Raw genomic sequence first — 13006 nt, 5'->3', positions numbered from 1 at the left:
AAAGATCATTATTTAGATCCGAAACTATCAAAATAGAAATCTGTCAATCCCGCAACAATTTCATCAGGGCTGCCGTTCCAGTAGTATGTTTTTCCACCTTCGTTTAGCTGGTACAAACTGAACTTTTGCTCCGTTATCACTGTTTTATCAGCATTTTTAAAAGCCTGTACACTTTGAACAAGGTATTTTTTAAGGTCTTCAGGCTTAACGTTTTTCATATCCCCTGTTGGAATATCAGAAAATTTAGCCGGAACCTTGAAGCTGACTGAATAATTAACCTCAGCAATTTTCTGATCCTCTATATATTCATTCTGGACAATTTTTACGTCTTTAACGGAAAGTTTTCCATTTTTAAAATTTTCCATCATAGCAGTGAAATAATCTTCGGCTTCTTTTCTACAGGCATCTGCCGTAGTTTTGGAAAAAGCAGATAAAAAGTTGTCGGTGGTTTCTTTCATCATATCCCTGGAAACGGTTTTAAAATCTACCTGATAAGCATTTTCTCCTTCTACGGTAGGTCTTAAATAATCATTCAGCTTAGAAAGTACAGCATCATCGTTTTTAACGAAAGTTCCAAAATACATTTCAAAGACTTCAGAAGGTTTCTTCACTTCTGTCTGAGCCAGCAGATTTTGACTTAACAATGCCAGCATCATGAATATAATGACCTTAAAATTGTTCATATTATTTTGTTTTAATTCAATGTTTTTTTGAATGAATATACAGCAAAAAAAAGCTCCTGGATTTCAAGAGCCTGATTTATAATTTATTTTTAATAATTTTCTTCTTCTCCCTTCATCTTCTCTGCATTTTCCGCCATGATGACTGCATCTATCATTTCAGAAATATCTCCGTTCATATAAGCATCGAGGTTATACATAGATTTATTGATTCTATGATCTGTCACTCTCCCCTGAGGATAGTTGTAAGTTTTAATCTTTGCGGAACGGTCTCCCGTAGAAACCATTGTTTTTCTCTGTGCAGCAATATCTCCCTGAACTTCCTGAAGTTTAATATCATATAATTTCGCACGAAGCATTTCCATTGCGAGCTCACGGTTTGCCAGCTGAGAACGGGCCTGCTGACATACAACCACTAAACCTGAAGGCTTGTGAGTAAGCTGTACCTTAGTCTCTACTTTGTTAACGTTCTGTCCACCGGCACCTCCTGAACGGGATGTCTGCATTTCGATATCTGCAGGATTGATCTCCACATCCACTTCTTCAGCTTCCGGAAGCACTGCAATGGTGATGGCAGAAGTATGAACTCTTCCCTGAGATTCAGTTTCGGGAACACGCTGTACACGGTGAACTCCGGACTCGAATTTCATGATTCCGTAAACACCTTCCCCTTCTACTTTCATGATGAGTTCTTTGTAGCCTTTTGCTGCTTCGTTAGAATCCGTCACTTCATGTCTCCATCCTTTTGTTTTGAAGTACATGCTATACATTCTGTAGATGTCTTCCACAAAAATGGCCGCTTCATCACCTCCTGTTCCGGCACGTAATTCTACTATGATGTTTTTATCATCTGCAGGATCTTTAGGAATCAAAAGAACTTTTAATTCTTCTTCCAGGCCGGGTATTTTAGCCTGAGCTTCCATTTTTTCCTCTTTCGCAAGGTCTACAAGATCTCTGTCTGAACCGTCGGCGATGATCTCATCAGATTCTTCAATCGTATCCAGGGCACCTTTATACTGGTCGTAAACTTTTACAATCTTTCCTAAATCACTGTATTCTTTATTCAGAGAAGAATATTTTTTTTGATCTGAAATGATATCAGGCTGTATAATAAGGTCGGCAACCTCATTATATCTTTGTTTAATAGCTTCTAGTTTTGGAATTAATGATTTAGACATTCTGCAATTTTTGAGAGTGCAAAGATAAGAATTTATTAATTCAAATTAAAATTCCTTTGACCTGCCAGATTCATATAATTTTTTGAATCATTAGGATTTATGGTGTTTTTTTTAGAATAAACAGAATATTTACCCTGTCAAGGTTTTTTAAAAAATTTCCTGTCAATGACATATAAAATCAGTCCAAAAGCTACAATTCCAAGTCCTATAATGCTTTCTTTAGGATTATGGATGAGTGTAAAGTAGAGGATATACATACTGAAAAGCAGAAAAACTGTTGGAAAAATGTAAAATATATTGGATTTAAATATTTTCCGCTGGTCTTTTTTAAGAAAGAAAACCGTCGAAATAGAAAGGCTGGCAAACAGTTGAAGAATAAAAGCGGTATACACAAAGATCTCTTTAAAACTTCCTGTCAGAATGATCACTGAAGCAATCACTGCATGAGCAAAAATAGCCCTTACAGGAATTCCTTTTTTATTATTGACAGCAAGTGATCTCCACAAATGGTTTTCTTTCGCAAAAGCCTGTGTAAGTCTTGAACCTACCCATAAATAGCCACTGATGGTAGCAATCAGCTGTAAGGCAATAAAAACATTGACGATTTTCCCAAAACCGCTGCCCAGCATATTCCCTGCGGCTTCCCCCATGACATCTTCTTTCCCTGCCAGCTGGCTTACAGGTGCATGTTTCAGCATGATAAAATTAACCAGCAGATAACTTACTGTGACAAAAACAGTTCCCACAATTAAAGCTTTAGGAAGATTTCTCTGAACGTCTTTTATTTCTCCTGCAATGTAAGAAGCAGAATTCCAGCCGGTATAGGAATAGGTAACAAAAACCAGGGATGTAGCAAAAGCTGGAAGCATAATCTCGTTCTGCCAGCTGTCAGTGAATTTCAGGCTGTTTCCTATCTCAGATCCTGAAAGCACAACGCCAAGAATCACCAGTATAATAATAAAAGCAATTTTGATAAAGGTAAAAAAATTATGAAACCTGCTTGATGTTTTAAGGCTGAACGATAAGCTCGCTGCCACAAGAAAAATGAAGCCTATGGCAAAACCGTTTCCAAAAGTATAATTAAACGCTGAAAGGTATTTTGACATTGCCAGTGCCGCCAAAGCAACAGGCGCAGAAAACCCGATGATCAGAGAGATCCAGCTCACCAGATAGCCAAATACCGGATGATAGGTTTCTTTAAGATAAATATAATCTCCGCCGTTTCCTTTAAAATAAGATCCCAGCTCGGCATAGCAAAACGCTCCGAACAGGGCTAGGATTCCGCCGATGATCCACAACAGGAAAATACTGTAGGTGTTGGTAATATCAGACAGCTGAAAGCCTAACGTGGTGAATATTCCTGTCCCTATCATATTGGAGACAACAATTGCGGCAGCCGTTTTCCAGCCGATCTGATGTGTAGCAGTACTCATTTAGCAGTTAAAAATTAAAATTAAGTCTTCCGAAGAAATAACTCCCCAGCGTTCCCATCTGGACCGGCGCATATTTAAACACGCCATAGTATGAATTTTCATAGATCTGAAGGTCCGGAAACACATCAAAGGCATTATTGGCTCCTATGGTAAGATTAATATTTTTCGTTATATCATAGCCTACACTCACATCTGTAACCACTTTAGAAGAGAACTTCTGAACTTTTCCAAATGGGTAGCCATCTCTTATGACCTGGCCAAAATACGTATTTCTCACCATAAAATTGAATTTTCCAATTGCATAATTCAATCCTAAGGAAGCTTTTGTCTTAGGAGAAAGTGTTTCGATGATATTGATCTGGTCCGGTCCGAAATATTCATCCTGGGAAGGCACTAAGTTTTCAGGAAAATGGAAATCTGTGATTTTGGTTTCTGTATAATTTCCTGCCAGATTGATATTTAAATTTCCTCCGCCCAGTTTCCAATCATAAGTGATAACAACATCTACTCCTTTTGTTTCTGTGTCTACTGCATTAGCAAAGAATCTTCCGCTTTCTACGTCGTACTGGGCCAGTCTCGGATCTTCGATATTACTGGTGATCACTATTCGGTCTTTTACTCTGATCCAATATCCGTCAACTGTTACAAACAGCCTGTTGGCAGGTTTCAGGGTAAGGCCTGCACTGGCATTGACTGATGTTTCCTGTTTTAATTGATCAAATCCAAGCGCTCTGGCTGCATCACTGTCATTCCTGAAAATCCCTTTGGTGACAATTCCCGATCCTGAAGTGGAGATGTCGGCATAGGAATTATTAAAATACTGCTGCTGAAGCGATGGAGCCCTGAAGCCAGTTCCTACTGATGCCCGTATTGCATAATCTTTTACAAATTCATACCTCACGGCCAGTTTTCCATTCAGCGTATTTCCAAAATCCGAATAATTTTCAAATCTTCCTGCCAGATCTATGTTCAATTTTTTAGCGATATCATAAGAAACATCAGCATATACGGCTGTTGAATTCCTGGATTTCTTTAAAGCATTGTCCGGAGAAAACCCGATAAATGATTGTGAGCCGCCATTCCCCTCCACGGTAGATCCGGGAACCGCAGGATTTCCATTGATATCATACCGGGTGTAGGAAGCTTCATCTCCCGGTTTGATCTCGTACTGCTCAAAACGGAATTCTCCCCCAAATGCTATATTAAACTGATTCAGATTTTTAGAAACATCAAGATTCACCGTATTCTGAAGAAAGCTGTGCGCTCCTGCATAAAAGCTCGTTGGAGATTTCGCCCCTAAAGATGCATTATTGGTATTGTCTACATTATAATTGAAAGTATTGCTTCCGAAAGTATTACTTACATCAAACAACCAGTTGTTAACATTATATTTTGCTCCTACAGCATAAGAAAAGTCGTAAACCTGCGAGTTCAAAGAGGCCTGAAATCCGTTTGGATAGATAGAAGAAACTACATTATCTTTTTCTCCGGGAAGCCTTCTGAAACCGAAGCCTTTTCCTTGTTTAATACTGAAACCTCCAAAGGAATACAGCTTAAAGCTTTCACTTAAAGGGTATTCAGAATTAAAAAACAACTGGGCCTGCCTGATTTGTGCATCCCCGATTTGAAAATTAAAGTCATCCCTGGTGAGGCCTCGTTCTCTAATAATCTGATCATCAGCAGCTCTGGCCGCGATAGGATCATTAGCAAATTCATAGGCAAAATTATCTCCGAAAATGTCCAGATCATGATTTTGAGTTCTTGTGGTCTTTCCTCTGTGGCTCAATTGCAATGAAAGGTTTATATAACTTTCCTTTTTCCCAAGAGAAGATCCGTAATTGATTCCGGCCTGATAGGTTTCACCATCATTTCTTCCGCTAATTCCATAGGATGCTGAAGCTGATGCTCCTATATCTTTCTTAAGAATAATATTGACTACTCCTGCAATGGCATCAGAACCATATTGTGCTGCTGCACCGTCTCTTAACACTTCTATCCTGTCAATAGCGATTACCGGAATTGTACTGAGATCTGTTCCTACAGAGCCATTTCCAACGGTATTCTGATAATTGACCAGTGAAGTGGTGTGTCTTCTTTTCCCATTGATGAGTACCAAAACCTGATCCGGCCCCATTCCTCTCAAGGTTACGGGATCAATATGTTCTGTCCCATCAGATGCTGACTGCCTTACAGAATTAAATGACGGAATCACATAATTCAGCAGATCCTGAACCGTAGTCTGTGGCGCAGATTTCTGTAGCTTTTCTATATTGATAACATCTACGGGAACCGGTGTTTCCAGTTTTGTCCTTTTCGTATTGCGGTTTCCTACGATAATTATATCTTCGATCTGATTTCCTTTTTCCTGTTCCTGTGCATTCACCAAAACAGCTCCCAGGAGTATAACAGACAGGCTTAATTTTTTCATCTTTGTCCTTGTAAATTAATCATAAATATTCCCCACGGACCTCATCCGCAGCTATAAAAGACTTCAAGAAATGGAATTGTTGTCAGAATATTGACTTTTCTCATCTTCCCCAAACTGGGTTGGAATTAGCACCTTTACACTTTTTAGAGTCGTGCAGGTTGCTAAGGTTTCATAGGGCCAAATCCCTCCACCTTTCTTGATAAATCTACTGCAAAAGTAGACTAATATTTTTAATTGGCAAAAATTAGATTTATATATTCTGTAGTGTTTTATAAAAAAGAGGGACGATGTTTATCGTCCCTCTTTTGTTATTTAATAATCATCTTCTGAATGGCAGTGCCTGTTTCAGACTGCAGGTGAACCAAATAGGTTCCCGGCGGGTAATTCGCTTTCAATTCATAAGTTCCGTTTTCGGTATTCAATTTAATTGAATCTATTTTTTTACCGCTCATATCAAAAATAACAATCTCTCCGTTTTTGGCTTTGTGATATATTAATTTTGCTACACCGTTTTTCACAGGATTATCTGCAATCTGAAGCGAGAGTTTATTCGCAGCATTTACATCAGATGCTGACAGTGCCCCTGCATAATTCCCAAAAATCCTGAACTCTCCCGGTTGTAAGGTAATAGGAGCTGTTGTAGAAGCAATATTAGAAACAGAGCTATCCATCAGGTTCTGCCACTGCCCTGTATAAGGGAAGTAAGGAACAACATTTTGAGCGGCAGTGGTATAATTCGCCAAAACTACCACATTCTTCATTCCGGCTATTGAATTGTCATATACATAAATTCTGGTGATCAGCCCTTCAGGATCGTTGGTAAGATTGTTAGACTCTACAGTATATGTTTTGGATTTGAAAACCGGATAAGTATTTCTGATATTGATAATTTTAGCCCAGGTATCATACACTGCTTTTCTGTTGGCGTTGGTATCATATCCTAAAGTAAAGGCAACAGGTTTTTCATCTGTACGGCATCCGCTGCTGATTGTACCGTCTGCACATCGGTTGATGCTGAATTCATAGCCCAATTCACCAAACTGCCAGATCATTTTCGGGCCTGGAATGGTAAAGAATGTTGCTCCGAAAGTTTTCATTCTTTCAAGAGCAGTGTTCAGATTGGTAACGTTGTAACTTCCATTAACCGCACCATACGCAAGGTTTTTAAACATCAATCTTTCTTCATCGTGACTTTCCCCGTATCCTACAGCATGCATATTGGTAAAGCCGTGAAGACTGTGGTTCATTCTGTCATAGTTACTGTTTTCCTTATAGCCCATTGTGTTTTGGTTGTAAGGCTCAGTCTGCTTATTCCAAAGCATTACCCCTTTTCCTTCGGCAATTCTATAGTTGGCCCACTGCTGCTCTTCAGCATCGGTTCCTAAATGTTCAAATATCATATAGGAATTTGGGTCTATAGCCCACTGTTTGTCGGCATAATTTTTCATAATATCTACTCTGTCCTGCTGGTAAGCATTGGTACAGGTTTCATCATTTTCAGAGCAGTTCTGGGTAAATCCTTTCGTAAGATCCCAACGGAATCCATCAATATGGTACTCAGTCAGCCATTGCTGAAGACTTCTTTCAACATAATACTGCGTTGAAGGACTTGAGTGATTAAAATCATTAAACACATTATAGGAATGCTTCGGAACCTGATTAAAATAAGGATTATTGGCAGCGATATCACCAAAACCGTCTCCATCCGGATCAATATTCCACAGTCTAGCCAAAGGTGAACGTCCTGTCGCGTGATTAAATGCAATATCTAAAATAACCGCTATCCCATTCTGGTGACACAGGTCTACAAATTCTTTAAATTTTTCAGAAGTTCCGTAAGCTTTGTCCAGGGCATAATGGAAAGAAGTATTGTATCCCCATGAAAGATTGCCTTCAAATTCCATAATAGGAAGAAGCTCTATAGCATTAATATTTAAATTCTTTAAATAAGATATCTTGTTGATTAATGACTGCCAGTTTTTTTCCTGTGTGAAATCCCTCAGTAATAATTCATAAACCACTAGATTTTCTTTAGCAGGTCTTTGAAAGTTGGTCACCTGCCAGTTGTAAGGCGGCTGCCCGGTTTTAAACATAGATACTTCAAAGTTTTGTCCTGCAGGAAACGGAGGTAAATTAGGATAGGTGGCAGCTGAAATCCACTGATCATCATAGGAAGATAAGATCTGAGGTGAATAAGGATCCGCTACTTTTCTCAGATCATTGGTTCTGTACTGGAAAGTATATAACTGTTGTGGAGTCAATCCGGTCAGCTCTATCCAGTACAAATCAGGATTTGTAATATCCCGCTTCATTAAATAAGAGTCATTCACCGTCCAGTTATTAAAGCTTCCGATGACATGTACAAAGTTTTTATGAGGGGCATAAAGTGCGAGACCTACTTTTGTATTATCTGTAGGATTATAATTGATTCCCTGTCTGATCCAAGCCGGAATTGCTTCAGAAATGACATTTCTTGGGACCTGCAATATGAATGTAGCATTCTTAGTATTTGAATTGGCTGTTGCAATCAGTTCCATATTGGCATCCTGAGTCACCGTATAGTTATAATTATACGACTGTGAAGGAGTTGAAGTAGAATTTACTACTGCTCCGTTTGCTTTTAGCTGAAATGTTGAGGCAACATTGGTGGACGCCGTAATATTGACTGAATTTCCTGCCGGAACTGTAGTCAGACTATTCGCAGCCGGATTGGTTAAGTTCAAATTTAAGATCCCTACATTGACAAATATATCGGGAGAGGTTTGGTGAGCTCCGGTTTTATCTTTTAATAAAAACCCGAACCTTCCGATTCCCGTTCTTCCATAAAAAGCAGTAGGAGTAAAGGTTAGAGAATATGTGTCTGTCCCTGAATTGTAAGTGAGCTTATTCAGCTCATTAGAATTATTCCAGCTGCCGTTTGTAGGACAGTCCTGGCTGTTCTGATAGTTAGTGTCCAAAGACCAGGACCAGATATAAATGGCATTATTTGAAACACCCCAAGCAGTTTCATCGATTTGATTTCCCGGTATGCTTAAAATAATCTGATCCGTCTCATCAAAAGCAGCGGGTGTAACCGTATAAGTTATTTGTCCAAATGCCAGAATAGTAAGAAACAGCAGTATTGTAGAATAAAATTTTTTCATAAAATTGTTTTTTTCAAATTAGCCAACTACTAAAGTAATTTATTTTTTGAAATTATTTGTTTTTTGTATGAAAATATAATTTCCAATTTAAATATCATCAATAACTTTAAAAAGTTGAAAAAGATAGCTTATAATAAATATGACCCCCTTTTTAAATATATTGCTTGAATTATTTTCCTAAAATCCATTGTAATTATTCTCTATTGTTATACACCCCATCTTCCAATATCGGGCATATACATCCTAATCTCATGAAGTTCCTTGCCATTGTATTTATAATTAATAAAGCCACTAGATAGTGGCTTATTAATTAAATTCTATATTTTATTCATCATCTTCTACATTCTCATACTTATAATCTGTTAGAACTAGTATTCCAAAATATTTCCATTCAAACTGATCTTGATAATTAATCTTTAATATTAATGTTTTTTTTGTTTTTTGAAGTATCTCAATAGAATTAATTATTTTATGATGAGAAGGATATTTTCCATACGGTGAAGAAGCTATAAAGCTTTTAGAATCTTTTTTTACTAAATTAAATTCATCGAATATTCCTAATTTTATTTTTTCCTGCGATTTAAAACTCTCAGCCTTCAAACATATTATTCTTTGAAAAATTTTGCTTGCATTGTCATACTTGTATAAACTTTCTTTGTCAGAATCATATTTTAAATATTCATATTTCATCTTAGAAGTATCTTGCTTAAAATAATCAAATATTCCTAAGTTAATCTTTTCATTATTTAATATTCCTGATTTATAAGTTACAAGAATAGGGTTGTAAAACTCTAAAATTTGCCCTTTTACTATATTATTAGTAAAAGATAATAACAGGATAAATAAAAATACTATTTTAATTTTTCTTGTCATTTTTGTTTTTTTTTGCATCTCTAACTTGTATTAATTGATTCATAATCATTTCAGCAGGAGATCCTGGTGTACGTGGGACTATAAGTTTAAAACCGTCAGCTCCATATTTAATATGATCTCCGTCAGCACCTCCTGTTGAATCTTCTATATGCGATTTGATTTCATGATAAATTGCTTCTGCTAAATCATAATTGCTATATCCAACTGTTTTTGAATTACCTGCATCATCTGTTCGCTTTGTGCTATATGTTGAATCACTATTATTTCCTTTAAAATAGTTTTCATTTAAAGAAACCAAATGAACTTTTTTATCTCCTGATTTAGATATGTCTAGATTATTAAATTCAGAAGAGTTAACATACCCTGAAGGAATTGATACTTTACCATCCTTTGCAAGTCCCATAGATTTAACATCATGAATTGCTTCTGCTACAGTGGAAGAACTAGTCCCAAAGTTTTTAGAATTTATATAAATATCTTCTGTTTTTACTAGTCCCATGTTTATCCCAAATTCTTTTACCTTCTGCTGTCTTATAGAGTATTTCTTTAGAAGCTTTAAAAGAATCATTGCAGTTAGGATAATAATATCCTTATTGGACCTACCATCTGGATCTATAAATCTGATATGATTGTTATAAGCATAGGTATAGGGCGACCATCTTCTTGATTTCTCAGCTAATGGATCCACCACTCCCCATCTTCCCAAATCCGGCATATACATCCTTGCCCCATAATCATACATCCCCGTCTCTTGCAACTCCTTCCCTCTTTACTTATAATTCTTATACTTTCCAACTCCAAATATCATTTTAATGATCCATTTTAAATTTTAAAAATATAGCGTTGAAAATCAACGCTATATTTTATTACAACTGCCAGATCAAATCATGGCAATAGATAATCACTTAGTATAATCTTGTAAAACTAAAACGCCATAACCGTTAAAATCATAAATGTCTGAATAGTTAACTTTTAAAATTATATACTTTTTGCTTTTTTCAAGTATTTCTATTGATCTTATTTTTTCAATATGACTGGGATAATTTCCACTAGCAGAGGAAACTGTAAAACATTTCTCAGATTTTTGAGTCAAATTAAAATATCTAAATACACCTAAAAAATTTTCAGAAGAAGTTAATTTCCCTGGATTTTTAAAATTTAAAAATAATTTAAATTTATTGTGTTCTGTATCAAATAAGTAAACAGTATCATCATCAGAACTGTATTTTAATAAATTTATATTCTTTATATTCATTTCATTAGGATCTGGATTATAGTAATCCAAAACAACTTTATTGACTTTTTCATTATTAGCTATTCCATTTGAAAGATTGCTAATAATTATAGGAGTAAAGAGTTTTAGATCTTGACCTTTAATGAAATAGAAAAAGCTAAATATTAAAAAAAACAATATTTTACTTTTTTTCGCTATATTTTTTATCACTCTCATCTCTTAATACTTTATTTAGTTGTTGGTCATATATAACTGTTACCAGATTTCAAATGATTCATCCCGAAAGGATAATAATTGTTGCTGTCTACAATTTCAAGAGCACCTGCGCTGGTTCTTCCAAAGCTTAGCCTTGCATTCTAAATAATTTTTTATTGTAAACCAATGTAATTGCAGTGGTTTATTTTATCTGCTCAAAGTCACAGACTTTGCGCAGCGGGGAGCGAGAAAAATCCCTTATTCGCTTTTACTACAGTCGCTCTCCATAAAAATATGAGCTTTATTAAAATCTGGAATGAATTTTTTATCTACGAAGTAGAGTATTCTTTCATCAATTGTTGATTGCCTACCTTTCTTTAGATTAGAGATATCTTGATTTGTCTTTTCAAAAAAAGAATCGAAAAAGTTAATAATTTGCTTATCTTTTTCTTCACCCAAATCATAGATTATTAAAGAACCTTTATAATGATAAGTCTTAATTCTGTTAGAGAGATTATCATTGTAATTCATTTTTGCAAGACCGAACAGGTATTGATTGTTACATTTTTTAATTAAGCTTATTTCAAAAAAAGCGAACTCTTTTTCAGCAATTATTTTTTCTACATAATTATAAAATTCCTTCTTTTGGTGGGTCTGAGCAGAACATCCAAAATTCAATAAAAGAATATATAATAAGATAACTAATTTAATCTTTTTTAAATTTTCCTTCATAAGCTTTAATTATTTGTGTGCTATTATATATAATGGTTGTATTGTGTGCTGGCGCATAAATAAAGTTAACTGCATTAGGCATAGTTTCTGCAGAAACTCTATCTCCACTATTCTTTTTACTTAAAACCTTAGAAGTATAACCATTCGCCTTAAACGGAAACTGTGACATCCGAAATCCACTAGGGTTTAAAGGACCTGAAATTTGGTCAGGACTCCATGTCCCAGGATGCAAATGTCCTTGTAATTTAACATTACTTCCCTCATAAACGGGACTTGTAGACGTTTGCTGATTAGATGTATATACAACAGTATTATCTTTACCATTTACTTCAGCTGTCTGTATCCCAAATTCCACATTTACTTCTCCCGACTTCATCCAATCGCCTACTTGATTAAGATAATCCATACCTTTTGCTTCATCTCCTTTAAAGTCCAAATATGTCTCTCCAGTTGTTGAATATTGATGAGTATTCTCTTTGATAAAGCCTTTTTCACCAACTTCAAATCCACCATCATTTTCAGTCTTTAGATTTCCACTACTATCAAAATTCTTTTCAGTATAAATCACATCTGTTTTAGATTCAGCCATCCATGTAAGATTGCCACTTTTATCCATTTTGTATATATCCGTTGCTTGTCTTCCATCAGGGTCAATAAACCTTATTGGATTATTGTATGCATAGGTATAAGTACTCCAACGACGAGAAGTTTCCGCCAATGGATCTACAACACCCCATCTACCGATATCGGGCATATAGAACCTTGCCCCATAATCATACATCCCACTCTCCTGAAGCTCCTTGCCATTGTACTTATACTGGTAACTGTAATTCCCAGGTAAACTGTTATAGCTGCTATGCTTTAATCCAAATGGATAGTAATTGTTCTCTTCAACTACTTCCAGGCCCGTACCATTATTAAAGTAGCTCAATCTTACATTTCCTAAATGATCAATATAATTATAAATATACTTATTTTTTTCAAAATCAAAATAACCCTCTGGTGTCGGTACAAACTTTAATGTTGGAACCGTAGGAACCGTTGAACCAAATGTTTCCAGATTGTTATATTGAAATCCATCTAAGTAATCTGTATTCTGTTCAGCACCCG

9 protein-coding genes, 1 pseudogene and 1 riboswitch are annotated in these 13006 nt (G+C 35.9%); all 10 genes and pseudogenes read right to left on the bottom strand.

Annotated elements, in window-relative coordinates; genetic code table 11:
• Positions 1 to 8: 8 nt before the first annotated feature.
• Positions 9 to 683 carry a hypothetical protein gene (locus DRF61_RS14915; protein ID WP_146897151.1) on the bottom strand — a complete coding sequence of 225 codons (675 nt, stop codon included), beginning with the start codon at positions 681 to 683 and terminating at the stop codon, positions 9 to 11.
• An 89-nt stretch (positions 684 to 772) separates the two neighbouring features.
• The gene (gene prfA / locus DRF61_RS14910) at positions 773 to 1858 is read right to left on the bottom strand and encodes a peptide chain release factor 1 (RefSeq protein ID WP_111958425.1); all 1086 of its coding nucleotides are present in this window, start codon (positions 1856 to 1858) and stop codon (positions 773 to 775) included.
• A gap of 137 nt (positions 1859 to 1995) precedes the next feature.
• Positions 1996 to 3291 (bottom strand): APC family permease, encoded by a 1296-nt coding sequence (locus DRF61_RS14905; protein ID WP_111958423.1) that lies wholly within the window; start codon positions 3289 to 3291, stop codon positions 1996 to 1998.
• A gap of 7 nt (positions 3292 to 3298) precedes the next feature.
• Positions 3299 to 5719 (bottom strand): TonB-dependent receptor plug domain-containing protein, encoded by a 2421-nt coding sequence (locus tag DRF61_RS14900; protein WP_111958421.1) that lies wholly within the window; start codon positions 5717 to 5719, stop codon positions 3299 to 3301.
• A gap of 97 nt (positions 5720 to 5816) precedes the next feature.
• Positions 5817 to 5925: riboswitch (SAM riboswitch) on the bottom strand.
• Positions 5926 to 6027: 102 nt separating this feature from the next.
• On the bottom strand, positions 6028 to 8862 hold the full coding sequence (locus DRF61_RS14895; protein ID WP_111958419.1) for an alpha-amylase family glycosyl hydrolase: 2835 nt from the start codon (positions 8860 to 8862) through the stop codon (positions 6028 to 6030).
• A 324-nt stretch (positions 8863 to 9186) separates the two neighbouring features.
• A complete protein-coding gene (locus DRF61_RS14890) occupies positions 9187 to 9735 on the bottom strand; it encodes a hypothetical protein (protein ID WP_146897153.1) in 549 nt (182 codons plus the stop codon).
• Between the two features lie 598 nt (positions 9736 to 10333).
• Positions 10334 to 10501 (bottom strand): annotated as a pseudogene (locus DRF61_RS14885) (RHS repeat-associated core domain-containing protein); the annotation flags it as partial.
• Between the two features lie 135 nt (positions 10502 to 10636).
• On the bottom strand, positions 10637 to 11185 hold the full coding sequence (locus DRF61_RS14880) for a hypothetical protein (protein WP_111958415.1): 549 nt from the start codon (positions 11183 to 11185) through the stop codon (positions 10637 to 10639).
• A 237-nt stretch (positions 11186 to 11422) separates the two neighbouring features.
• Positions 11423 to 11896 (bottom strand): hypothetical protein, encoded by a 474-nt coding sequence (locus tag DRF61_RS14875; RefSeq protein ID WP_076354404.1) that lies wholly within the window; start codon positions 11894 to 11896, stop codon positions 11423 to 11425.
• The coding region (locus DRF61_RS14870) for an RHS repeat-associated core domain-containing protein (protein WP_167409434.1) at positions 11871 to 13006 on the bottom strand (1136 nt) is incomplete at its 5' end. The genes DRF61_RS14875 and DRF61_RS14870, both read right to left, overlap by 26 nt.

It is taken from the genome of Chryseobacterium lathyri, assembly GCF_003290185.1.
Classification (GTDB): Bacteria; Bacteroidota; Bacteroidia; order Flavobacteriales; family Weeksellaceae; genus Chryseobacterium; species Chryseobacterium lathyri.
The sequence above is the reverse complement of the archived record's forward strand: the minus strand, read 5'-3'. Positions and strand labels throughout refer to the sequence as shown.